Origin of the sequence: Pseudomonas sp. B21-054, assembly GCF_026016345.1 — a bacterium.
Lineage (GTDB): Bacteria > Pseudomonadota > Gammaproteobacteria > Pseudomonadales > Pseudomonadaceae > Aquipseudomonas.
Genome location: NZ_CP087204.1, coordinates 4,585,125 through 4,609,789, shown reverse-complemented (window position 1 = coordinate 4,609,789; position 24,665 = coordinate 4,585,125). Strand labels below are relative to the sequence as shown.

Genomic DNA, 24,665 nt, shown 5'->3' with positions numbered 1-24,665 from the left:
CCTGCGACTGCAAAGCTCCAAGAGGTTGGACGCTTGTATAAGCAGGAGTGTCTATTGAGCAAGACCCTAGGAGCGTGAGTTGCAATATTCTACTGTCAGAAATGACAGTGCTGACCAACGGTAGTCATGAACACCGACGGGCTTGGGTCGAATAAGGCCATCTTCATGAAGACGGCCTTATTTTGTGTCGCAGGGTTACTTGCTGGGGTGAGCCGCCTGCAGTTTCTTGGCTTCGTCCAAGTGATGCTGCAGATCGGGCAGCATTTTCTGGGCGAACGCCTTCAGTTCGGTGTTGCCTGCCTTTTTATCGTCCGTAACCGTCTCGGCCTCTTTCTTGAATAGGGCGATGGTTTCTTCGTGGGCCTTCACCTGGTTGTTGGCGTAGGCCGCATCAAAGGATTCATCACGTACTTCGAGAATCTTGGCCTTGGCCTTCTTCATCAACGTGGTTTCGTCTGGCACTTCAATGTCATGTTTTTTCGCCAGTGCGAGCAGCTCTTCATTGGCCTTGGTATGGTCGGTGATCATCTTGTTGGCAAACGCCTTCACGTCCGCCGAGGCGCTTTTTTCCAAGGCCAGTTTGCTGGTTTCGATTTCCGCGATGCCACCGGCCGCCGCATTGTCGACGAAGTCATTGGAGGTTGCGGCCCAAGCCATGCCCATGCTGGTGCTGAGGGCAACTGCCAAGCCGAGTTGACGTAGGGTAAATCCGTCCATAGGTAAGTCTCCACACAGGTTGAAAGAGCGATTCTTTTCGTCTCTGATTAATGGAGAGCGACGCCTGGACAAAGGTTTGATTTGAAGGCGTTGCGTTACGACGAACGGTCACCGCTGGTCGGATTGGCGGTCGACAGAACCCCGTCGACGAGGCCATCCTGATCATCGACGAGCGCTGTAAAGGCGTCTTCCACCGACCCACTGAAGGAGGTGTTCCATGCCGGTGTCCCACGATTTGTGCCAGGACCTGAACTGCACAACAGACCACATCCAGCAAAAACGCAGCGAGGATCCAAGGCTCGACTCGTTACTCAATAAATACTCCCAACTTGATGCCGAGGTTGTCGACGCTGAAAAACCATCATCGCCGGGGCTGTCCGACAATGTCCTGGAGACGCTCAAGAAGAAACGCTTGCTGCTCAAAGATAAGATCGCAGCGAGAGTGAAGTAGCCGTGAGGCCAGCCTGCTTGTAAGGAGCGGCAGTGAGGGGGCTCACATTTTGAGGCGCGCTTCTGTGGCGAGGGAATAAATCCCTCACCACAGATCCATCAGGTCAGCGGGTCCCAGCGCTGGGACCAGTCGCTACCGGTCTTGACGATCTCGCGCAGCACTTCGAACGCCTGCTGCAGCGCCACCGAATCCCGGTCCCGGGAATAGACCAGGTAGGTCGGGTAGTTGAATTCCGGCGCCTTGGGCACCCGCTCCAGGATGCCGCTGTCCAGGTAGCTCTGCACAACGCGGGTGCGGAAGTAGCCGCTGCCACCGTTTTCCAGAATGTACTGCAAGGCCAGTGGGCCAAGGTTGAAGGTCACTGCCGCCTTGGCCTTGTCCGGTAGCGCGGTGTCGTGTTGGCGGCGGAAGTCGGCGCTCCAGTCGATGTACACGTAGGGTTCGGGACACGTGGCAAGGCGCACCAGGATGAGTTTTTCCTCCAGCAGTTGCTCGACTTGCAGGCGCGGCCAGTATTCCGGCTGGTACACCACCGCCGCATCCAACAAACCCAACTCCAGCTGCTGCACCAGTTTTTCACCGTCGCGGATGTCCATGCGCAGGGCATGGCCGGGGATCTTCTGGCGCAGTTCGCCGGCCCAGGCGAGCATCAAGGGGTTGCACAGGCTGACCTCGCCGCCGAGGTGCAAGACGTTGCGATAGCCCTCGGGCAGTGGCAGGTCGCGGCGGGCAGCTTCCCAGGTTTGCACCAGTTGGTTGGCGTAGATCACGAAGGCCTCGCCGTCGGCGGTCAGGCGTGCGCCGGCCCGGTTGCGCACGAACAACGCACAGCCGAGCTGGCTTTCGAGCTTCTGTACCCGAGCGGTAATCGCTGTCTGGGTGACGTGCAGCTTATCGGCTGCCGCGGCGAGACTGCCGTGGCGGACGATTTCCAGGAAGGTACGGGCGAGGTCGATGTCCATGTTCAGGCCGATGCAGGGGAAGCGGGCATTGTAAGAGCTGCCACGCGTCCCCGATACCGGGAATCATTGGAGGGCATGGGCCCGCGCCATCCGCGCCCAGGGCGCCACCAGGCGTTCTGGTGTGCGGCAGGCCTTATGCTTGAGCACGAAATGCCGGCACTTCTCGGCGAAGCCGTGGCGATTGTCCACCATGTCACGGCGCATCTGCATGAGCTCGCTGTCACGGCACGCCTGGATCGCCGACAGGCTCCGTTCGGCCTTGCGAACCCGAATGGCTTCATAGGTTGGATCGAGCAGCGCACTGTTGGCCCGTTGCAGTAGCCATAGGCCGAATTCGTCGGGGCAGCGTGGCCCGATCTCTTGGACCATGCCATAGCGCAGCGCCTGGAGCGTGCTGATGGGCAGGCAGTCCTGGGTGAGTTGCCGGGCTATGTCCGGCCCGACTGCGCGGGGCAGGCTGTAGGTCCAGTATTCGGAGCCGTACAGGCCCATGGTTGCGTAGTGAGGGTTGAGCACAATGTCGCTGCGTGCCAGGACGACATCGGCCGCCAGGGCCAACATCACGCCGCCAGCCCCGGCGTTCCCCGTCAGGCCGCTGACAACCAGTTGCCGGGCACTGAACAATTCGAGGCAGACGTCATCGATGGCCTGGATGTTGGCCCAGGCCTCCAGGCCGGGCTCGGCGGCGGCCTGGATCACGTTCAGGTGCACGCCATTGGAAAAGCTGCCGCGCCCGCCCCGGATCAACAGCACCTCGGTGTCCCGGGACTTGGCCCAGCGCAGCGCCTCCACCAGACGTTGGCATTGCCCGGTGCTCATCGCGCCGTTATAGAACTCGAACGTCAGTTCACCCACATGGCCGCATTCGCGGTAGCGAATGGGCTGATACGCTTCATCGCTGAATGGCTGCCGGGCCAGGGAGCTGTCGAGCACCGGGACACCCTTGAGTCGTTCCGACAGCACATGGCGCGCCGGGCGCTTGAATGTCTGTTCGCCAGGTTGCGGTTTATGGCGCAGGGCGCCGATCCACAGGCTCGCATCGCCTGTGGCCACCAACACCGCATCGTCGCGCACGGCCAGCAGTTCGCCGGGCAGGCCACGACGAACGTCCGCATGGGCGTCATACAGGTAGAACTGGCTACCCGCCAGGCTCGCGAGCACTCCGGGCTGACCGTCGGCGGCGTCGATGCAGCGCTTGATGAAGCGGCTGCTGTCATGCCAGCTGAAGGTGCGATCGTCCTGGGTCATGTTCGGTTGCAGGCGTCCGACCACGTCATGACGGTTGTAGTCCAGCGGCACCGGGGTGAAACCGTTGACGAATTTTTCCACGACTTCGCGAATGCAACGGATGGCCGCATCGCTGACCGGGCCGTTATACAACTCGGACTTGCGCAGGCCTTCGGGCAGGTTGAATTCGCAAGTGGCCCAGATCGGACCGGCGTCCATTTCCTCTACCGCCTGCAACGCCGTCACGCCCCAGCGCTCGGTTTGCCGGGTGATGGCCCAGTCCAGGGCGCTGGCGCCGCGGTCGCCGACGATGCCCGGGTGAATGATCACCACTGGACGCCGGGAATTGCGCCACAACTGTCCGGGTACGCGGTCCTTGAGAAACGGACAGATCACCAGGTCGGCGCCGCTTTCTTCGATTTGCCGACAGACCGAGGCGGGATCGGTGAACAGCACCACGCTGGGCCGGTAGCCGGCTTCGCGCAGCGCCAGCCAGGCGCGTTGGGTCAGGCCATTGAACGCGGTCGATAGCAGAATGATCTTCAGTGCGGGCATGAAAGTCTCTTCCTTGAGATGAGCAGGCGCAGGCTCCCGATGAGCCGTCCCTGGCTTTGATGGAGGCGCTAAATTACTGGTTGGCGGGCGATTGGCAACTGACTAGGGTCAAGGTTGTGTGTGCTGCGGGAAATCGGCGGAGGTTAAAAACAAGAATCCCGCCTTGGGGGCGGGATTCGTTTGCAGCGTAAAGGCCTGCGAAGAATGCAAGCGCCGTTTCAGCCAGGGAACAGTTCGGACAGTTTCATGGCCAGCATCATGTCGCCTTCGGTTTTCAGCTTACCGGACATGAACGCTTGCATGCCGTCGGTGCTGCCGTCGACGATGCCTTGGAGGGTTTCGCCGTCCATGACCAGGGTCACCTGGGCGTCCGGATTTTCACCTTCCTGCAGTTCGCAGGTGCTGTCCTTGACGATCAGCGAGAAATGCTTGGTATCGTCGATGCGAAAACCGAATACCAGGTCCAGGCCGGCAGCGGCGGCAGGGTTGAACTTGGCTTTCATGGCTTGTACGGCGTCGGCTACGGAGGTCATGGTTTCGATCCTTATTTGGGTGATACAGCAAGGGTCTACAGTAATCCGGACTCAGCGAAAGGTGATGAGGTCCGGGACCTTCAGCAGTTGCAGGTGGGCATGACTGTTGAAGGAAGCCAGGGCCACCTCGCGGCCCCTGAATTTCAGGTGGTTGAGCGAGGTGTTGACGATTTGCCAGTTGAGTTCGAAGGCCTGTCGGGCCGGTATCTGGGTGATCAGGTGGAGCAGGGCGGTGATGGTGCCGCCGGAGGTGAACACGGCGATTTTCTGGGCATTGTCGGCTTGTTCCAGGATGCGCTGCAGACCGGCCTGGACCCGCTCGACGAACCCCAGCCAGCTTTCCAGCCCGGGCGGGTCGTAGCGGCCGCTGAGCCAGCGCTCGACGATCAGCGCAAAGATGCGTTGGAATTCGGCGCGGTTCTGTGCGGCGTTGCGCAGGGTCTCCAGGGCGCCGGGTTCCTCGGGGAGCATGTCCGGCAACAGGGCGCGGATCACCGCGTCAGCATCGAACTCGTTGAACGCGGTGTCGATTTCCAGCTCGGGAACCGGCAATCCGGCGGCGACCATCTGGCCCAGCGCGCCCGTGGCGGTGTCCTGTTGGCGACGCAGGTCACCCGAGAGGCAACGATCGAATACGACACCGAGTTCCGCCAGGTGGCTACCGAGCACTTGCGCCTGGCGTATACCGTTGGGCGAAAGGACATCGTAGTCGTCCGCACCGAAGGAGGCCTGGCCATGTCGAATCAGATAGATGCTGCCCACGTCCGCGTCATCCCGGTACGTTGAAGGTTTGGCGAGGTTATGAGGATGGCGGTGAGCTGTCAATGAAAAAACATACGCTTGTTTGAAATGCCTGTTACAGCCGATGACCAGGGTCCTTGCTCGCGTTTGAATGCTCAGCCTGTATTCCAGGGAGCGCCAAGGTTACCGCAGGTTTCATGGCTGGCCGCGAGGCGGGCGCATGGGTATGCTGGGAGCGTTAGGTGCCCGCGTTTGAGCGGCGTTTTGAATTGACTAGGAGCCATTGTGGAGTTCTTCATCGAATACGCCAGTTTTCTGGCCAAGACCGTGACGCTGGTGATCGCCATCCTGGTGGTGCTGGCCAGTTTTGCTGCGCTGCGCAGCAAGGGACGGCGCAAGTCGGCCGGCCAGTTGCAGGTGAGCAAGCTCAACGATTTCTACAAAGGTCTGCGCGAGCGTCTGGAGCAGACGCTGTTGGACAAAGACCAGCTCAAGGCCCTGCGCAAGACAGAAAGCAAGGCTGAAAAGGCTGCGAAGAAGCAAAAGGACAAACCGGCGAGCAAGCCGCGGGTGTTCGTGCTGGATTTCGATGGCGACATCAAGGCTTCGGCCACCGAGAGCCTGCGTCATGAAATCACCGCGCTGCTGACCCTGGCGACGCCGAAGGATGAAGTGGTACTGCGCCTGGAAAGCGGCGGGGGCATGGTCCACAGCTACGGCCTGGCCTCCTCGCAACTGGCGCGTATCCGTCAGGCTGGCGTGCCGTTGACGGTGTGCATCGACAAGGTCGCGGCCAGCGGCGGCTACATGATGGCGTGCATCGGCGAGAAGATCATCAGTGCACCGTTCGCCATCCTGGGTTCCATTGGCGTCGTCGCGCAGTTGCCCAACGTCAACCGGCTGCTGAAGAAACACGACATCGATTTCGAAGTGCTGACCGCCGGTGAATACAAGCGTACGTTGACGGTGTTCGGCGAAAATACCGAGAAGGGCCGGGAGAAGTTCCAGGAAGATCTGGACATCACCCATGAGCTGTTCAAGAATTTTGTGTCCAACTACCGTCCGCAACTGGCCATTGATGAAGTGGCGACCGGTGAAGTCTGGCTGGGGGTCGCGGCGCTGGGCAAGGGGCTGGTGGACGAACTGAAGACCAGCGACGAATACCTCGCCGAGCGGGCCAAAGGTGCCGAGCTGTACCACCTGCACTACGCCGAACGCAAAAGCCTGCAAGAACGCATCGGCATGGCGGCCAGCGGTTCGGTGGATCGGGTCTTGCTGAGTTGGTGGAGTCGCCTGACCCAGCAGCGGTTCTGGTAATTGCAGAGAGAGTGCCTACCCCCCTGTGGGAGCGAGCTTGCTCGCGATAGCGGCGACACATCCAACATAGATGCAAGCTGATCCAGCGCTATCGCGAGCAAGCTCACTCCCACAGTGGGCCTGAGGCGGGTGGGAGCGAGATGGATCAAGGTACCGAAAACAAAAAAGCCCTGAACCGGAACACCCGGATCAGGGCTTTTTCATGGGGCTGTTTCAGCGACGACGAAACAGCGGCAGCGGCTCGTCGGTGGCGGCCTGGTAGGTCACCGAGAAGTCCTTGAGGCTTTCGAGGGCCTCGTAGGGGTCTTTATCGGCGCGCAAGGCAAAGGCGTCGAAACCGCAGCGGCGCATATAGAACAGCTGGTCGCGCAGGACATCGCCAATCGCCCGCAATTCACCCTTGAAGCCGTAGCGATCGCGCAGCAAACGAGCGTTGGAGTAGCTACGCCCGTCGGTAAAGGCCGGGAAGTTCAGGGCGATGACTTGCAGCTGGTTGGCGTCATCACCAATCTCTTCCGCTTCCTCGTCGGCGTCCAGCCATACGCCCAGGCCGCCGTCGCGAGCCTTGAGGGCGTGAGCATGATCGCGCCACAGGGCCAGGGGAACGATCAGGTCATCGCAGTTGGAGATGCCATCGAAAGACGCATCCTTGGGCAGAAGGTGCCAGGTTTCGTCGATGACCTCGTTGTTCTTAATGATTCGCTGCATAGACGCGTTCCTTGAAGAGGTCGATGCCAATACGTTGATAAGTGTCGATGAAGCGCTCGTCTTCGGTACGTTGTTCAATGTACACGTCGATCAGCTTCTCGATCACATCAGGCATGTCATCCTGGGCAAACGACGGGCCGAGGATCTTGCCCAGGCTGGCATCGCGGTTACCGCTGCCGCCCAGGGAAACCTGGTAGAACTCTTCGCCTTTCTTGTCCACGCCCAGGATGCCGATGTGGCCGACGTGGTGGTGGCCACAGGCGTTCATGCAACCGGAAATGTTCAGATCCAGCTCACCAATATCGAACAGGTAGTCCAGATCGTCGAAACGGCGCTGGATCGACTCGGCGATAGGGATCGACTTGGCGTTGGCCAGGGAGCAGAAATCACCGCCCGGGCAGCAGATGATGTCGGTCAGCAGGCCGATGTTCGGGGTGGCGAAGCCTTGCTCGCGCAACTCGCCCCACAGGGTGAACAACTGGCTCTGTTCAACGTCCGCCAGGATGATGTTCTGCTCGTGGGAGGTGCGCAGTTGACCGAAGCTGTAGCGCTCGGCCAGGTCGGCCACGGCGTCCAGTTGCTTGTCGGTGATATCGCCTGGCGCAACGCCGGTTGGCTTCAGGGACAGCGTTACTGCCACGTAGCCCGGCTTTTTGTGGGCCAGGGTGTTGCGAGTGCGCCAGCGGGCGAAGCCTGGATGTTCTTTGTCGAGGGCAGCCAGCTCGGCGTCCTGATTGCTCAGGGCCTTGTAGTCTGGATCGACGAAATGCTTGGCCACACGGTGGACTTCGGCTTCGGTCAGGGTGGTCTGGCCGCCGCGCAGGTGAGCCATTTCGGCCTCGACCTTCTCGGCAAACACTTCAGGCGTAAGAGCCTTGACCAGAATCTTGATCCGCGCCTTGTACTTGTTGTCGCGACGGCCGTAGCGGTTGTACACCCGCAGGATGGCGTCGAGGTAGCTCAGCAGATCCTGCCACGGCAGGAACTCGTTGATGAACGCGCCGACCACCGGCGTACGGCCGAGGCCGCCACCTACCAGCACACGGAAGCCCAGCTCGCCGGCGGCGTTGTAGACCGTCTCCAGGCCGATGTCGTGGACTTCGATGGCCGCGCGGTCCGAACTCGAGCCATTGATGGCGATCTTGAACTTGCGCGGCAGGTAGGCGAATTCCGGATGGAATGTGGTCCATTGACGGACGATCTCGCACCATGGACGCGGGTCGATCAGCTCATCGGCGGCGACACCGGCAAATTGGTCGGTGGTGACGTTGCGCAGGCAGTTGCCGCTGGTCTGGATCGCGTGCATCTGTACAGTGGCCAGTTCAGCCAGGATCTCAGGCACGTCTTCCAGCGCCGGCCAGTTGTACTGGACGTTCTGCCGGGTACTGATGTGGGCGTAGCCCTTGTCGTAGTCGCGGGCGATCTTGGCCAGCATGCGCACTTGGCGCGAAGTCAACTGGCCATAAGGCACAGCCACGCGCAGCATCGGGGCGAAGCGCTGGATATACAGTCCATTCTGCAAGCGCAGAGGGCGGAATTCTTCTTCGCTCAGCTCGCCTGCCAGATAGCGTCGGGTCTGATCACGGAACTGCTTGACGCGGTCCTCGATGATTCGCTGATCGTACTCGTCATATACGTACATATAAGTCTCGTTCTCAGGCTTGGGCCGATCAGAAACAGCTGCGTGTTGGCTCGCTGGAATCGGATTCTGCCTCGGCAATTCTGCGCGCACGGCCGCGCACTCCTAGAGGAGCCGGTGCAAGATACCTGTTTTGGGTTATGCGCAAAAGTGATGTTTGAGTATATGTAAAGAACCAAATCGACTATTGAGACTGATTATTGCCTAACCCACATTTGTCGTACGGGCAATCATCGTCTTAACTGTGGTCGAGTCCCTATGCAATCACCTACAAAACCGACAAGAGGCGATGCAATGAGCAATCCGACCAAAGCAAGGAAAAGCGACAGTACTGTTGATGCCTGGGCCATTTTGTTCCTGATTATCCTGGTGGTAGGCACCGCAGTATTCTGGGTCAGTCACCAATAACCGGTTATCCCAGGCGATGAAAAACCTGTGGGAGCGAGCAAGCTCGCTCCCACAGGGGCATGTGTTGTGTTGGAGAGCGTTACAACCCCGCCAGATGCACCACCAACTTGACGATGCCAAACAGCGTCAAGGCGAAAATCACCGTGAACGTGATGCCCAGTATCACGAAGTGACTCGGCTTGCCGTGGGTGAAATCACGGGCGCGGTTCTTGCCACTCTGCACGCCGAAAGCGGCGGCCAGCACGCTGTGCATCATCTGCCACAGCGTCGGTGGCTTGTTGTCGACTGGATCGTCCATAAATCCCTCGTCTGTCATGTGTGTGGAACAAGCATAGACAACACATGAAAAAAAGATCGCAGCGTGCAGCAGCTCCTGCAGAGATTGTTGATCCCTGTAGGAGCTGCTGCACGCTGCGATCTTTTTGGTTGAAAGGGTTTTAGTTGTCGTAACCCAAATTCGGCGACAACCAACGCTCGGTCACACTCAAGTCCTGGCCTTTACGCGCGGTATAGCTCTGGACCTGGTCCTTATCGATCTTGCCCACGGCAAAGTATTGCGCCTGGGGATGGGCGAAGTACCAGCCGCTGACCGCCGCTGCCGGGAACATCGCGTAGTGTTCGGTGAGGAACACGCCGCTGCGTCCAGCCTTCAGTTCGCTGGCCTCGGGGTCGAGCAGGCGGAACAGGGTGGCTTTCTCGGTGTGGTCCGGGCAGGCCGGGTAACCGGGGGCAGGGCGGATGCCGGTGTATTGCTCCTTGATCAGGGCGTCGTTGTCCAGGCTCTCGTCCTGGGCGTAGCCCCAATAGTTCTTGCGCACCTGCTGGTGCAACCATTCGGCGCAGGCTTCGGCCAGGCGGTCGGCGAGGGCCTTGACCATGATCGAGTTGTAGTCGTCGCCGGCCTCCTGATAGGCCTTGGCGACTTCTTCGGCACCGATGCCGGCGGTGGTGATGAAGCCGCCGACGTAGTCGGTCACGCCGCTGTCCTTCGGCGCGACGAAGTCGGCCAGGGAGAAGTTGGGCTTGCCATCGGTCTTGATGATCTGCTGGCGCAGGTGATGCAGGCGTGCCAGCGGCTTGCCGTCGTCACCGTAGACTTCCAGGTCGTCGTCATGCACCTGATTGGCCGGCCAGAAACCGAACACGGCGCGAGCGCTGATGAGTTTCTCGTCGATCAGCTTTCGCAACATCGCTCGGGCATCGGCGTACAGCGCGGTGGCGGCTTCCCCGACCACTTCGTCGGTGAGGATGCGTGGGTACTTGCCGGCCAGGTCCCAGGAAATGAAGAACGGCGTCCAGTCGATGTATTCGGCCAGGACGTTCAAGTCGATGTTGTCCAGCACCTTGGCGCCGGTGAAGGTCGGCTTGACCGGCTGGTAGCTGCTCCAGTCGAACTGCGGCTTCTTGGCCACGGCCGCCGGGTAGCTCAGGCGCTCGGTGCGGGCGCTGCGGTTGGACGTACGCTCGCGCACGTCCATGTATTCCAGGCGGGTTTTCTCGACGAACGCCGGCTTGAGTTCCTTGGACAGCAATTGCGTGGCCACGCCCACGGCGCGGGAGGCGTCGGTGACGTAGATCACCGCGTCGTTGCTGTACTTGGGCTCGATCTTCACCGCCGTGTGGGCCTTGGAGGTGGTGGCGCCACCGATCATCAGAGGCAGATGGAAATCCTGGCGCTGCATCTCGCGCGCCACATGCACCATCTCATCCAGGGATGGGGTGATCAGGCCGGACAGGCCGATGATGTCGCACTTCTGCTCCTTGGCCACCTGCAGGATCTTCTCCGCCGGCACCATCACGCCCAGGTCGACAATGTCATAGCCGTTGCAACCCAGCACCACGCCGACGATATTCTTGCCGATGTCATGGACGTCGCCCTTGACCGTGGCCATCAGGATCTTGCCCTTGGCCTCCGGCTTGTCGCCTTTTTCCGCCTCGATGAACGGAATCAGGTGGGCCACGGCCTGCTTCATCACCCGGGCGGATTTCACCACTTGGGGCAGGAACATTTTACCGGCACCAAACAGGTCGCCGACGATGTTCATGCCGGCCATCAGCGGGCCCTCGATGACTTCGATGGGCCGGGTGAAGGACTGGCGCGACTCTTCGGTGTCTTCGACGATGTGGGTGGTGATGCCCTTGACCAGTGCATGTTCCAGGCGCTTGTTGACTTCCCAGCCGCGCCATTCCTCGGTTTCCGCTTCCTTGACGCTGCCGTCGCCCTTGTACTTGTCGGCGATGGCGAGGAGGGCGTCGGTGCCTTCGGGGGTACGGTTGAGGATCACGTCTTCCACGGCGTCGCGCAGTTCCGCCGGGATCTGGTCGTAGATCTCCAACTGGCCGGCGTTGACGATGCCCATGGTCAGGCCCGCGCGGATCGCATACAGCAGGAACACCGAGTGAATCGCCTCGCGCACCGGGTTGTTGCCACGGAACGAGAACGACACGTTGGACACGCCACCGGAGGTCAGTGCGTAGGGCAGTTCGTCGCGGATGTAGGCACAGGCGTTGATGAAGTCCACGGCATAGTTGTTGTGTTCTTCGATGCCGGTGGCGACGGCGAAGATGTTCGGGTCGAAGATGATGTCTTCCGGCGGGAAGCCGACTTCATTGACCAGGATGTCGTAGGAGCGCTTGCAGATTTCCTTTTTGCGCGCCTCGGTGTCGGCCTGGCCGGCTTCGTCGAAGGCCATCACCACCACGGCGGCGCCGTAGCGTTTGCAAAGTTTGGCGTGATAGATGAACTGCTCGACGCCTTCCTTCATGCTGATGGAGTTGACGATGCCCTTGCCCTGGATGCACTTGAGGCCGGCTTCGATCACTTCCCATTTCGACGAGTCGATCATGATCGGCACGCGGGAGATGTCCGGTTCGCCGGCGATCAGATTGAGGAAGGTCACCATGGCCTTCTTCGAATCGAGCATGCCCTCGTCCATGTTGATGTCGATCACCTGGGCGCCGGCCTCGACCTGCTGCAGGGCCACTTCCAGGGCTTCGGTGTAGTTGTCTTCGCGGATCAACCGGGCGAACTTGGCGGAACCGGTGATGTTGGTCCGCTCGCCGACGTTGACGAACAGCGAGCTGCGATCGATGGTGAACGGTTCCAGGCCCGACAGGCGGCAAGCCCTCGGGATCTCCGGGATCTGGCGCGGCGCGTAGCCGGCCACGGCCTTGGCGATGGCTTCGATGTGTGCCGGGGTAGTGCCGCAGCAGCCGCCGACGATGTTCAGGAAGCCGCTCTGGGCGAATTCCTCGATGACTTGGGCGGTCTCGGCCGGCAATTCGTCGTATTCACCGAATTCGTTGGGCAGGCCGGCGTTCGGGTGGGCCGAGACGTGGGTGTTGGCCTTGTTCGACAGCTCTTCCAGGTACGGCCGCAGTTCGCTAGCGCCGAGGGCGCAGTTCAAACCCACGGAAATCGGCTTGGCGTGGGCCACGGAGTTCCAGAAGGCTTCGGTGGTCTGGCCGGAGAGGGTGCGGCCGGAGGCGTCGGTGATGGTGCCGGAGATCATGATCGGCAGTTCGACACCCAGCTCTTCGTAGACGCCCTGCACGGCGAAAATCGCCGCCTTGGCGTTCAGCGTGTCGAAAATGGTTTCGATCAGGATCAGGTCGGCGCCGCCTTCGATCAGGCCCTTGGTGGCCTCGGTGTAGTTCTCCACCAATTCATCGAAGGTCACGTTGCGGTAGCCGGGGTTGTTCACGTCCGGCGACAGCGAGCAGGTGCGGCTGGTCGGGCCGAGCACGCCGGCGACGAAGCGCGGCTTGTCCGGGGTTTCCAGGGTCTTGGCGTCGGCCACCTTGCGGGCCAGGCGCGCGCCTTCCAGGTTCAGCTCGTAGGCCAGGGCCTGCATGCCGTAGTCAGCCTGGGACACCTGGGTGGCGTTGAAGGTGTTGGTTTCCAGGATATCGGCGCCGGCATCCAGGTAGGCTTTTTCGATGGCGCCGATCACGTCCGGGCGGCTCAGTACCAGCAGGTCATTGTTGCCCTTGACGTCGCTCGGCCAGTCGGCAAAGCGCTTGCCCCGGTAGTCCTGCTCCTCGAGCTTGTAGCTCTGGATCATCGTGCCCATGCCGCCGTCGAGGATCAGGATGCGTTCCTTGAGGGCTTGCTGGAGAAGATAAAGGCGAGCGCTGCGATCGGACATAGGACTACCTGGGGAAAAGACCATTACGAAGGCCGGAATGATAACAAACCTGTACGGTATTTGATCATGGGTGGCTTTTGCATGAATGTTGCTCATGTTTGCATCGCGATGCTGGCCCGGTAGAATCGCCCAATTATCTCCTTGGGACCCGAGACATGCCGTACCGCGTCTTATTCGGCAGTCTGTTGCTGTCGTTTTCTTTTAGCGCAGCCGCCGGGAATCCCGCTCCGGCGATCTCTTATACCCGCGACATCCAACCGATCTTCACGGAAAAATGCGTGGCCTGCCACGCCTGCTACGACTCCGCTTGCCAGTTGAACCTGGGCAGTGGCGAAGGTGCGTCCCGGGGCGCGAGCAAACTGTCGGTGTACGACGGTGAGCGGCGCCAGGCCGCCGATCCGACCCGCTTGTTCTATGACGCCTCGGGCCCGCGGGCCTGGCAGCGCAAGGGCTTCTATTCGGTGCTCGATGCCCAGGGCAGCCAGGCGGCGTTGATGGCGCGGATGCTGGAGCTGGGGCACCGCACGCCGCTGCAACCCAACGCCAAGCTGCCGGAAGACATCGTGCTTGGGCTCAACCGTGACAACACCTGTCCAGTGCCGGGGCAGTTCGATGAATACGCCGCTGCGCATCCCCGCGAAGGCATGCCGCTGGCGGTCACCGGCCTGACCGACCCGCAATACCAGACCCTGCAGCGCTGGCTGGCCGCCGGCGCTCCCATTGATCAGCAGGCCCTGGCCCCGAGTGCTGCTGAAGCCTTGCAGGTGGTGCAATGGGAAAACCTGCTCAATGCCCCCGGGGCTCGGGAAAGCCTGGTGGGCCGCTGGTTGTTCGAGCATTGGTTCCTGGCGCACATCTATTTCAAGGACGGTGAATCGGGGCATTTCTTCCAATGGGTGCGGTCGCGCACGCCCACCGGCCAGCCGATTGACTTGATCAATACCCGCCGTCCGAACGACGACCCCGGCACCCGCGTGTATTACCGGCTCTGGCCAGTGCAAGGGGTGATCGTGCACAAGACCCACATCACCTACGGCTTGAGCGCGGCCAAGATGGCGCGGATCAAAAGCCTGTTCTACAGCGGCAATTGGCAGGTCAATGCATTGCCGGGCTACGGGCCGGAGCGCCGGGCCAATCCGTTTTCCACGTTCGAAGCGATCCCGGCCCAGGCCCGCTACCAGTTCATGCTCGATAACGCCGAGTACTTCGTGCGCACTTTCATCCGGGGCCCGGTGTGTCGGGGGCAGATCGCCACGGATGTGATCCGCGATAATTTCTGGGCGCTGTTCCAGGCCCCTGAGCATGACCTGTACATCACCGACCCGAACTACCGGGGCCAGGCCACGCCGTTATTGGCGATGCCGGGGCAGAACGACGATGTGGGCAGCGTCGTCAGCCTGTGGCTCGACTATCGCGACAAGCGCAACGCGTACGAAGCCTTGCGCCGCGACAGCTATGCCGATGTCCCGGCGCCAAGCTGGTCGACGCTGTGGGCGGGTAACGACAATGCGCTGTTGAGTATCTTCCGCCACTTCGACAGTGCCTCGGTCAGCAAAGGGCTGATCGGTGAAGTGCCGCAGACGATGTGGTTGTTCGATTTTCCGCTGCTGGAGCGGACCTATTATCAGTTGGCGGTGAATTTCGATGTATTCGGCAACGTGTCCCACCAGGCCCAGACCCGGCTGTACTTCGACCTGATCCGCAATGGCGCGGAGCAGAATTTCCTGCGCCTGATGCCGGCCGATTCCCGGGAGGATTACCTCAACGATTGGTATCAGTCCGGCGGCAAATTCAAGATGTGGCTGGATTACGAAGCCATCGACGATGACAAGCCGACCGCACTCAAGTTGGACGAACACGACCCTAAACGCGATTTCGCCCAGCAATTGCTGACCCGTTATGGCGAGCTGAACGCGCGGCCCGATCCGATCAACCGCTGCGACGGCGCCTATTGTTCCCGGCCGAACATCGACCCGACCCTGCAGAATGCCGAGCAGGCCCTCAGTCGCCTGGTGTCGCGACCGGCGGCGGGGCTCAGCGTCATCAATCAACTGCCGGAAGCGACCATGCTGCGCATCGAAACCGCCAGCGGTGGGCGCGAGATCTACAGCCTGTTGCGCAATCGCGCCCACAGTAACGTGGCGTTCCTGCTTGGCGAAGCGTTGCGTTACCAGCCCGGGCTGGACACCCTGACGGTGTATCCGGGCGTGATGAGCAGTTACCCGAACTTCATGTTCAACATTCCCGCCGGGCAAGTGCCGGCGTTTGTCGACGCCATGGAAAACGCCCAGGATGCGCCGGCATTCGAGCGAATCGTCGAGCGTTGGGGGATCCGTCGCAGCCACCCGCAGTTCTGGTACTACTTCCATGACCTGGACCGATACATCCAGGAAACGGAGCCTCTGGAAGCCGGTGTGCTGGATATGAATCGCTACCAGAACCTCTGATCGGGAGGCCCGGCGGCGAATCTGTGCCGCCGCCGACTGCTTTCCCGACAAAAATACTAGGACTTTGTCCGGCGCGATGATTGGCGTAAACTGCCGACAAGCCTGTGAGGAGTTCCCATGACCGCCATTACGATTACCGATGCCGCCCACGATTACCTGGCTGACCTGCTGTCCAAGCAGAACACCCCGGGTATCGGGATCCGCATCTTTATCACCCAGCCCGGCACCCAGTACGCAGAGACGTGCATTGCCTATTGCAAGCCGGGGGAAGAAAAACCCGAAGACACCGCGCTGGGGCTCAAGAGCTTCACCGCGTACATCGACTCGTTCAGCGAAGCGTTCCTGGATGATGCGGTGGTCGACTACGCCACCGACCGCATGGGCGGCCAACTGACCATCAAGGCGCCGAATGCCAAAGTGCCGATGGTCAACGCCGACAGCCCGGTCAACGAGCGCATCAATTATTACCTGCAAACCGAAATCAACCCGGGGCTGGCCAGCCACGGCGGCCAGGTTTCGCTGATCGACGTGGTGGAAGACGGCATCGCCGTGCTCCAGTTCGGCGGCGGCTGCCAGGGCTGCGGTCAGGCCGACGTGACCCTGAAGGAAGGCATCGAGCGCACCTTGCTCGAGCGTATTCCGGAGCTCAAGGGCGTACGCGACGTGACCGACCACACGCAGAAAGAAAACGCCTACTACTGATTGTGGCGAGGGGATTTATCCCCGTTGGGGCCGAGAAGGCCCCATCAAATTGTCTGACATACCGCCACAATAGTTTCAGCCGTCAGTCTGTACCCACCGCCCCTGTGGGAGCGAGCTTGCTCGCGATAGCGGTGGGTCAGTCTGCGATGATGTTGAATGTGCCGTCGTTATCGCGAGCAAGCTCGCTCCCACAGGGGATCGGATTGCGTCAGGGCCGGTAGAGATGCGCATGCCCGGCGCGGTACAGCGATGATTCGCTGAACACGTCATTGCCCAGCACACGCCCCACCAGGATCAGCGCCGTTCGGCGGAAACCCTTGGCCTGCACCTTCTCGGCAATATCAGCCAGCGTCCCCAGCACCCAGTCCTGATCCGGCCATGTCGCCCGGTGAATCACCGCGATCGGGCAATCCGCGCCGTAGTGGGGCAGCAGTTCACTGACGATTTTTTCCAGATGATTGACCCCCAAGTGAATCGCCATGGTCGCCCCGTGCTGCGCCAGGCTGGCAAATTCCTCCCCGGCGGGCATCGCGGTCTTGTCCGCGTAGCGGGTCAGGATCACGCTTTGGGAGACGTCGGGCAGGGTCAGTTCCGCACCCAGCAAGGCGGCGCAGGCTGAGGTCGCGGTCACGCCCGGGATGATCTCGAAGGGGATGTCCAGCGCCCGCAGGCATCGAATCTGCTCGCCGATGGCACCGTACAGACTCGGGTCGCCGGAATGCACCCGGGCCACGTCCTGGCCCTTGAGGTGCGCGGTTTTGATCAACTCGATGATTTGTTCCAAGTGCAGCTCGGCACTGTTGACCACCTGTTCGGCGTGATGGCCTTCAAGCACGGCCGCCGGCACCAGGGAGCCGGCATAGATGATTACCGCGCAATGGCGAATCAGCCGCTGGCCTTTGACGGTGATCAGTTCCGGGTCGCCGGGGCCGGCGCCGATGAAGTAAACGGTCATGACCGGCTCCTGTAGAAGTAAGTGGGCGTCGCCCAGATGAAGATCGCTCATGATCCTGAGGGCGAATTATCGGGATTTACGACACGAGCGCCAATGCCAACGTGACGCTGGGGGCCTTCTGGCGGGAAATCAGCAGGGTCGCGGGCTTCGTGCCTAACTGGTCGGCCAGGGCTAGGGCCGCGCTTTCGGCGACGCCGTAGCAGCCGGTGCGCTCGAAGGCGATTTCGGAGCGGTGACTGAGTCGATCCTGATAACCGGCCAACTGCTGGGCACTGAAGCAGGTCAGTGGCAACATCAATTGCTTGGTCAGTTCCAGCAGGCCCGGCTCGTCACACTTGAGATCGATGCTGGCCAGGGCCCGCACCTGATCAAGCGCAATGCCGTGGGCCAGCAGCGTCTGGTCGAGCAATGCCCGCAACGTGCTGGCCGGGCAACCGCGCTGGCAGCCGAGGCCGACCACCAGCATCGGCCCGTTGTTCATGCGTTGTGATGGGCTTGGCCGTCCCGGCGAAACAGCCAGGCGCTGATCAGGCCCAGGGCCAGCCAGAACGCGACGTTGGTCACTTGCGAGGCAATCTTGAATTGAGTTTCAAGCGCTTCTGGCGCCAGCATCGAATGGACTTCGGGTTGCGGCGCACCGATGACATGGGGCACCAGCAACGTCGCCACGCCGAGCAACTTGAGCAGCCAATGCTTGCCGAAGGCGATCAGCGCAATGCCCACCGCCGTGGACGCGGCGGTGCCGATCCACCACATCTGCCGCTGGGCCAGGTCGGCCGCTGCGGTGCCGGGCAATTCCGGCGGCAGGCCAAGGGTGGGTGCCAGGACGAAGGTGGCATAACCGGCCAGGCCCCAGAGCAGACCCTGGGAGGTGCGAGTCGGTGCGCGCAAGGTGTACAGGCCCGCCAGCATCAGGGCGAAACCCACCGCGACCACCAGGTTGCCACCGGTGGTGGACAGCACGCGCTGCCAGCCATCTTCCGGTTCCCAGGCCTCGGCATCATGGGTGTGGGCAACGCCGTCGGCGTGTTCATGGACTTCAGCGGTTGGGGCCTTCTCAAAGGTCTCGGCCTGCAGAATCAGCGGCGATACCCAGAAACTTTGCAGGAGGGTCAGCAGCAGGGCGGCCAGCAATCCGCTGAAACCGGCAGTCTGGGCGATACGCTTGATCATGTCGTCAGGTCTCAATGGCACGGAAATGCGGCGCTGTGACGGGTATCGTGGGCGGCGTTGTGCACCGCTTCGATGTGGGAGAAACCGGCGAAATAGACCAGGCCGGCACCCAGGATCGAAGCGAAGATCGCGGCGCTCAGGCGTTGGCTCAGGGTGGTGGTGCTGCTGGCGGTGCGGGCGGTGCTGCTGATGGTCGACATGGCGCTTCCCTCTGTTTTTGTTCCATGGGGGATGCGAGCGCAATGAGACCCCGGGCCAAAGACCGCCAAGGTTCGAACAGCGCCCGCCCACCGCGGGTTTGTTGATGCTTGAGTCATGGGCCGGTCTCCGGGCTCGCGAGGGGCAGAGGCTGGGCCTTGCCTGCAAGCGTCACCTTCCCATGGGCCCTTGTAGCAGGGCAGACACAGTGGCTCAGACGCTTCGCTCGCTTACCGTTGCGGGGGCAGCACCGGACTGACGTGGCCTTGAAGTAAAGCACACGATTCACCGGTTTCCCGTTTCACCCTGTGAAGGGCACCCGTAACTAGGCGCACAGGAGAGCATGGGCGGGGCGGGGCCGTCAATGCACAGGGGGCCGCTGCGCAGCCCATCGCGAGCAAGCTCGCTCCCACAGAGGGCTGCGGGATCCAATGTGGGAGCGAGCTTGCTCGCGATGGCGGCGGCAAGGACACCGCAGAACTTACTTGCGGACATTGACCCGTCTCCACACCCTGCGTAGCCTTGCGCCTTCGAGGTTCTTCGGCCTGCGCCGAAGCTAAGAAGGGAACGCGGTCCAAGCCGCGGCTGCCCCCGCAACTGTGAACGGTGATGTTTCTGCAAGGCCACTGTGCATACCCTTTTATCCGGGTTGCGCGGGAAGGCGCAGCAATTGCCAGTCGAATGACTGGCCCACCGTCAGCCAGGAGACCTGCCTCGACACAGATTCTCACTACAACCGGGCGGGGTGATCCGGTGGCGAAATCTTCCGCGCGCGCCTGTGCCAGCGGTTGTCGTCCCGTTTGCCCGCCACCTTGCCAAAGGGCATCCGATGAAAACACTGGCCAAACTCCCCGTCACCATCGTCACCGGTTTCCTCGGTTCGGGTAAAACCACCTTGTTGCGGCACATGCTCGACAACGCCCAGGGCCGGCGCATCGCCGTGATCGTCAACGAGTTTGGCGAACTGGGCATCGACGGCGAGATCCTCAAGCAGTGCTCCATCGGTTGCACCGAAGAAGAAGCCAACGGCCGCGTCTACGAACTGGCCAACGGCTGCCTGTGCTGCACGGTGCAGGAAGAGTTCTTCCCGGTAATGCGCGAGTTGGTGGCGCGGCGCGGCGACCTCGACCACATCCTCATCGAAACTTCCGGCCTGGCCCTGCCCAAGCCGCTGGTCCAGGCTTTCCAGTGGCCGGAAATCCGCAGCGCCTGCACCGTCGATGCGGTGATCACCGTGGTCGACAGCCCGGCCGTGGCCGCTGGCACTTTCGCAGCCTTCCCCGACCAGGTCGATGCCCAGCGCAAACTCGATCCGAACCTGGACCACGAATCACCGCTGCATGAGCTGTTCGCCGATCAGCTGGCCAGCGCCGACCTGGTAATCCTCAACAAAGCCGACCTGATCAGCCCTGAAGACCTGGCCAAGGTTCGCCTGGAAGTCGCCGAAGAGCTGCCGCCGGCGGTCAAGGTCATCGAAGCCAGCAGCGGTCGCCTGCCACTGGAAGTACTCATCGGCCTGGGCGCCGGCTCCGAAGAACACATCGACGGCCGCCATAGCCATCACGATCACCACCATGACGGCGACGATGACGACCACGATCATGACGCCTTCGATTCCATTTCCATCGAGCTGCCCCAGGCTGACGAGAGCCTGCTGCTGGACGCGCTGACGCAACTGGTGGTCCAGCACGGCGTGCTGCGGGTCAAGGGTTTCGCGGCGATCCCGAACAAACCGATGCGCCTGCTGATCCAAGGCGTTGGCACGCGATTCGACAAGCATTTCGACCGTCAGTGGGGCGCCGAGGAAGCGCGGGTGACCCGCCTGGTGCTGATCGGCCAGGCGCTGGACGCGGCGCTGCTTGAAGCGCAGTTGCGCGCAGCCCTCAGCGCCTAAGCCATGCACCTGCTCAGGACCCAGCCCGGCGGTTTCGTGTCGGATGACAACATTGCCGACCTGGGGCAAACCCCCGCCGAGCTGGTGATCCTGTGCAGCGGCGACTCCAGCCTGGCGCTGCTGGCCGAAGCGGCGAAGCAGTTGCCGGGTGATTATCCCGAGTTTCGCCTCGCCAACCCGATGCAGGTGCAGAACCACGCCTCGGTAGACCTGTACTTCGAAGACGTGCTGCGTCACGCCAAGGTCATTCTGTTGTCGCTGCACGGCGGCATTGGCTATTGGCGCTACGGCATCGAGCGCCTGATGGACCTGGCCGGGCGCGGGGTGACGCTGATCCTGGTGCCGGGGGATGATCGTCCGGACCCGGAACTCAGCGACCTGAGCAACGTGCCCTTCGAAGACCGCGACCGGCTCTGGCAGTTCTTGCGCCAGGGCGGACTGGGCAATGCCCTGGACCTGTTTCACAACCTGGGCAGCCAATGGTTCGGCCGCGATTATCCCTGGGCCGAACCACAAGTCCTGCCGCGCACGGCGATCTACCATCCCGGAAAAAGCAACGCCAGCCTCGACGATTGGCAAGCCGACTGGCAGGCCGGACAACCGGTGGCGGCGGTGTTGTTCTATCGCTCCCACTTGCAAGCGGCGAACACCGCATTCATCGACGTATTCTGCCAGCGCCTGCAAGCGGCGGGGCTCAACCCGTTGCCGATTGCCGTGGCGAGCCTCAAGGAGCCCGGTTGCCTGGCGCTGGTCGAAGACTGGCTGGATGCGGTGGAGGCCGGGGTGATCCTCAATACCACCGGCTTCGCTCAATCCAGCCCGGAGGCGCCGCATTTGCGGCCGTTCCGCCGCAACATCCCGGTGATCCAGGCGATCTGCGCCCAGGACAACGAACCGGGCTGGCGCGCCAGCGAGCAGGGCCTGGGCCCGCGAGACCTGGCGATGCACATTGCCTTGCCGGAGCTGGACGGGCGGATCATCAGCCGCCCCATCAGTTTCAAGGACCTGGCCTGGCGCAGTGAGCGCAGCCAGAGCGACGTGGTCTGCTATCGGGCCGTGCCGGAACGCATGGATTTCGTCGCCGAACTGGCCCGGCGCTGGACAACATTGGCGCGTTTGCCCAACGCAGAAAAACGTGTGGCATTGATTCTCGCCAACTACCCGACCCGGGACGGTCGCATCGGCAATGGCGTCGGCCTGGACACCCCGGCGGCGGCGTTGAACATCCTGCGGGCCATGCAGGCCGAGGGCTATCCACTGCCGGCCGAACTGCCGGCGAGCGGCACTGCGCTGATCCAGCAGTTGCTCGGCGGCGTCAGTAACGACCTGGACAGCCTCGACCTGCGTCCGTGTCACCAGAGCCTGGCCCTCGATGCCTACCTGGCCATGTTCGACGCGCTGCCCGAGGCCAATCGCCAAGCGGTGCTGGAGCGCTGGGGCACGCCCGAGAACGATCCGATGTTCCGCGACGGTCGCCTGATGGTCGCCGGCCTGCGCCTGGGCCTGACGTTCGTCGGCATCCAGCCGGCGCGGGGTTATCAGGTCGACCCGAGTGCGGTGTACCACGACCCGGACCTGGTGCCGCCCCACGGTTACCTGGCGTTTTATTTCTGGTTGCGCCACACCTATGGCGTCCACGGGGTGATCCACGTCGGCAAGCACGGCAACCTTGAGTGGCTGCCGGGCAAGGGCGTCGGGCTGTCGGAGAACTGCTGGCCGGACGCGCTGCTGGGGCCGCTGCCGAATATCTATCCGTTCATCGTCAACGACCCGGGCGAGGGCGCCCAGGCCAAGCGTCGCACCCAGGCGGTGATCATCGACCACTTGATGCCGCCGCTGACCCGGGCCGAAACCTACGGGCCGCTGCGTAACCTCGAGCTGCTGGCCGACGAATACTACGAGGCGCAATTGCTCGATCCGCGCCGCGCCCGGGAGCTGCAACGGGACATCCTCAACCTGGTGCGCGAGACGCACATCGACCGCGAGCTGCAACTGGATGCCGGCCTCGACAGCGATGCTGACGCCGCGATCTGGCTGCCACGCCTGGACACGTACCTGTGCGACTTGAAGGAGTCGCAGATCCGCGACGGCCTGCACATTTTTGGCGAATCGCCCAGCGGACGGCTGCGCATCGACACCCTGCTGGCGTTACTGCGCATTCCCCGGGGCGACGGTAAGGGCGCGCAGTCGAGCCTGCTGCGGGCGTTGGCCAAGGCGTTCGGGCTGGGTTTCGATCCGCTGGATTGCGCCCTGGCTGAGCCTTGGGCGGGTGATTGTCCCGAGGCCTTGCGTCGGGTTAGCGCCGAGCCTTGGCGCACCGCTGGCGATAGCCGTGAGCGTCTGGAATTGTTCGCCGCGCAGTTGATTGAGCAGGCACTGGACGGTGTGGTCGAGCAGCTCAATGCGCCGGGCTGGGAGACGGTGGGCAGCCTCATCGAAAACCTGCGCACTGTCGTGGCTCCGCGCCTGGACGCCTGCGGGCCGGCGGAAATCCGTGGCCTGCTTGATGCCTTGAACGGGTGCTTCGTGCCGGCCGGCCCCAGTGGCGCACCGAGTCGCGGGCGCCTGGATGTGTTACCCACCGGGCGCAACTTCTTCTCGGTGGACGTGCGCAACCTGCCCACCACCACGGCGTGGCGCATCGGTTTTCAATCGGCGAACCTGATCCTTGAACGGCACCTGCAGGACCACGGCGATCACCTGCGCCAGCTCGGCCTGTCGGTGTGGGGCACCGCCACCATGCGCACTGGCGGCGATGATATCGCCCAGGCCATGGCCTTGATGGGCGTACGCCCGGTGTGGGCCACCGGCAGCCAGCGAGTCGATGACTTCGAGATCCTGCCGTTGAGCCTGCTGGACCGGCCGCGGGTCGATGTCACGCTGCGGGTGTCCGGGTTCTTCCGGGATGCTTTCGCCAACCTGATCCGTTTGTTCGATGCCGCCGTGCAGGCCGTCGCCGCCCTGGATGAACCGGACGACATGAACCCCTTGGCGGCCAAGGTCCGCGGCGAACGCGAAGCCCTGTTGGCGTCGGGCCTGGAGCCAGAAGCGGCGGCGCGCCAGGCCGGCTGGCGGATCTTCGGCGCCAAGCCCGGTGCCTATGGCGCGGGCGTGCAGGGGGCTGTCGACGGTCGCCTGTGGCAGAGTCGCGAAGACCTGGCCGAGGTGTACCTGAACTGGGGCGGCTACGCTTACGGCGGCAGCGATGAAGGCACCGCTGCCCGGGAGCAGTTCTCCCGGCGCCTGAGCCAGGTGCAAGCGGTGTTGCAGAACCAGGACAACCGCGAGCACGACCTGCTCGATTCCAATGATTACTACCAATTTCAGGGCGGCATGCTGGCGGCGGTGGAGACCCTCAGCGGGGAAGCCGCGGCCAGCTATCACGGCGATCACAGTCAGCCGGACTTGCCCAGGATTCGCACCCTGAAAGAAGAACTCAACCGGGTCATCCGTTCCCGCGCGGCCAATCCGAAGTGGATCGACGGCGTGAAGCGCCACGGCTATAAAGGCGCGTTCGAACTGGCGGCGACGGTGGACAACCTGTTCGCCTTCGACGCCACCACGCAACTGATCGACGATCACCAGTACGCTTTGCTGGCCGATGCCTACCTGCTCGACCCGGACACCCGGGACTTCGTCCGCCAGCACAACCCCGATGCCCTGCGGGACATGACCGAGCGCATGCTCGAAGCGCAGCAGCGGGGGATGTGGCAGGAACCGGGCGAGTATCGCGAGGCGCTGGAGAGTTTGTTGTTGGACATCGAGGAGGATGGCTGAAATGCATAATCAGCAGGTCAGAGACCGTCCCTGTGGCGAGGGGATTTATCCCCGCTGGGTTGCGAAGCGACCCTAAATTCCAACACCTCGGTGTATCAGGCAGATTGAGTCGA

General features: G+C 62.2%; 19 protein-coding genes and 2 riboswitches. Of the genes, 6 read left to right on the top strand and 13 right to left on the bottom strand.

From position 1 onward, the window contains the following. Positions 1-195: 195 nt before the first annotated feature. Positions 196-717 carry a DUF4142 domain-containing protein gene (locus LOY70_RS19855; protein ID WP_025214561.1) on the bottom strand — a complete coding sequence of 174 codons (522 nt, stop codon included), beginning with the start codon at positions 715-717 and terminating at the stop codon, positions 196-198. A gap of 217 nt (positions 718-934) precedes the next feature. On the opposite strand from LOY70_RS19855, the gene LOY70_RS19850 reads away from it, so the two are divergent. Continuing rightward, positions 935-1,168: a DUF465 domain-containing protein gene (locus LOY70_RS19850; protein WP_265029021.1), complete on the top strand. Its 234-nt coding sequence runs from the start codon at positions 935-937 to the stop codon at positions 1,166-1,168. Positions 1,169-1,266: 98 nt separating this feature from the next. Here the strand turns inward: LOY70_RS19850 and LOY70_RS19845 are convergent, their stop codons facing one another. The 4 genes from LOY70_RS19845 to LOY70_RS19830 form a co-directional block, all read right to left on the bottom strand. Continuing rightward, entirely contained in the window at positions 1,267-2,130 is an 864-nt protein-coding gene (locus LOY70_RS19845) for a LysR family transcriptional regulator (RefSeq protein WP_265029020.1), read from the bottom strand. Between the two features lie 63 nt (positions 2,131-2,193). Then, positions 2,194-3,912, bottom strand: a complete 1,719-nt coding sequence (locus LOY70_RS19840) for a hydrogenase maturation protein (protein ID WP_265029019.1) — start codon at positions 3,910-3,912, stop codon at positions 2,194-2,196. A gap of 218 nt (positions 3,913-4,130) precedes the next feature. Further along, the gene (locus LOY70_RS19835) at positions 4,131-4,445 is read right to left on the bottom strand and encodes an SCP2 sterol-binding domain-containing protein (RefSeq protein ID WP_265029018.1); all 315 of its coding nucleotides are present in this window, start codon (positions 4,443-4,445) and stop codon (positions 4,131-4,133) included. A 51-nt stretch (positions 4,446-4,496) separates the two neighbouring features. After that, positions 4,497-5,207, bottom strand: a complete 711-nt coding sequence (locus tag LOY70_RS19830) for a histidine phosphatase family protein (protein ID WP_265029017.1) — start codon at positions 5,205-5,207, stop codon at positions 4,497-4,499. Positions 5,208-5,471: 264 nt separating this feature from the next. On the opposite strand from LOY70_RS19830, the gene sohB reads away from it, so the two are divergent. After that, complete coding sequence (gene sohB, locus LOY70_RS19825) at positions 5,472-6,503, top strand: protease SohB (protein ID WP_265029016.1); 1,032 nt, start codon at positions 5,472-5,474, stop codon at positions 6,501-6,503. Positions 6,504-6,716: 213 nt separating this feature from the next. On the opposite strand, the gene LOY70_RS19820 is transcribed toward sohB, so the two are convergent. The 4 genes from LOY70_RS19820 to metH all read right to left on the bottom strand — a co-directional run bounded on the left by LOY70_RS19820 (position 6,717) and on the right by metH (position 13,406). Continuing rightward, a complete protein-coding gene (locus tag LOY70_RS19820; protein ID WP_123413203.1) occupies positions 6,717-7,211 on the bottom strand; it encodes a DUF934 domain-containing protein in 495 nt (164 codons plus the stop codon). Next, on the bottom strand, positions 7,195-8,853 hold the full coding sequence (locus LOY70_RS19815; protein ID WP_123343169.1) for a nitrite/sulfite reductase: 1,659 nt from the start codon (positions 8,851-8,853) through the stop codon (positions 7,195-7,197). Before LOY70_RS19815 ends, LOY70_RS19820 begins: the two co-directional genes overlap by 17 nt. Positions 8,854-9,337: 484 nt before the next feature. Further along, positions 9,338-9,556: a DUF2970 domain-containing protein gene (locus LOY70_RS19810; protein ID WP_092170364.1), complete on the bottom strand. Its 219-nt coding sequence runs from the start codon at positions 9,554-9,556 to the stop codon at positions 9,338-9,340. A 139-nt stretch (positions 9,557-9,695) separates the two neighbouring features. Next, complete coding sequence (metH, locus tag LOY70_RS19805; protein ID WP_265029015.1) at positions 9,696-13,406, bottom strand: methionine synthase; 3,711 nt, start codon at positions 13,404-13,406, stop codon at positions 9,696-9,698. Positions 13,407-13,561: 155 nt separating this feature from the next. Between metH and LOY70_RS19800 the strand changes: the two genes are divergently transcribed. Next, positions 13,562-15,853: a fatty acid cis/trans isomerase gene (locus LOY70_RS19800; RefSeq protein WP_265029014.1), complete on the top strand. Its 2,292-nt coding sequence runs from the start codon at positions 13,562-13,564 to the stop codon at positions 15,851-15,853. Between the two features lie 117 nt (positions 15,854-15,970). Then, positions 15,971-16,555, top strand: coding sequence for a Fe-S biogenesis protein NfuA (gene nfuA, locus LOY70_RS19795; RefSeq protein WP_003182850.1), 585 nt, complete (start codon positions 15,971-15,973; stop codon positions 16,553-16,555). 208 nt (positions 16,556-16,763) lie between these two features. Here nfuA and cobM read toward each other — a convergent pair whose 3' ends face one another. From cobM to LOY70_RS19775, 4 genes are all read right to left on the bottom strand, one after another. Continuing rightward, positions 16,764-17,510: a precorrin-4 C(11)-methyltransferase gene (gene cobM / locus LOY70_RS19790; protein WP_265029013.1), complete on the bottom strand. Its 747-nt coding sequence runs from the start codon at positions 17,508-17,510 to the stop codon at positions 16,764-16,766. Between the two features lie 76 nt (positions 17,511-17,586). Next, entirely contained in the window at positions 17,587-17,991 is a 405-nt protein-coding gene (locus LOY70_RS19785; protein WP_265029012.1) for a cobalamin biosynthesis protein, read from the bottom strand. Then, positions 17,988-18,683 carry a CbtA family protein gene (locus LOY70_RS19780; RefSeq protein ID WP_265029011.1) on the bottom strand — a complete coding sequence of 232 codons (696 nt, stop codon included), beginning with the start codon at positions 18,681-18,683 and terminating at the stop codon, positions 17,988-17,990. The genes LOY70_RS19785 and LOY70_RS19780 overlap by 4 nt, the downstream gene beginning before the upstream one ends. Positions 18,684-18,694: 11 nt before the next feature. Then, positions 18,695-18,883 (bottom strand): CbtB domain-containing protein, encoded by a 189-nt coding sequence (locus tag LOY70_RS19775; RefSeq protein WP_025214547.1) that lies wholly within the window; start codon positions 18,881-18,883, stop codon positions 18,695-18,697. A gap of 100 nt (positions 18,884-18,983) precedes the next feature. Then, positions 18,984-19,219, bottom strand: a riboswitch (cobalamin riboswitch). A 178-nt stretch (positions 19,220-19,397) separates the two neighbouring features. Continuing rightward, positions 19,398-19,613: riboswitch (cobalamin riboswitch) on the top strand. Positions 19,614-19,710: 97 nt separating this feature from the next. On the opposite strand from LOY70_RS19775, the gene cobW reads away from it, so the two are divergent. Both cobW and cobN read left to right on the top strand, forming a co-directional pair. Continuing rightward, entirely contained in the window at positions 19,711-20,775 is a 1,065-nt protein-coding gene (gene cobW / locus LOY70_RS19770) for a cobalamin biosynthesis protein CobW (protein WP_123343177.1), read from the top strand. Positions 20,776-20,778: 3 nt separating this feature from the next. Beyond that, the gene (gene cobN, locus LOY70_RS19765; protein ID WP_265029010.1) at positions 20,779-24,552 is read left to right on the top strand and encodes a cobaltochelatase subunit CobN; all 3,774 of its coding nucleotides are present in this window, start codon (positions 20,779-20,781) and stop codon (positions 24,550-24,552) included. Positions 24,553-24,665 lie beyond the last annotated feature (113 nt).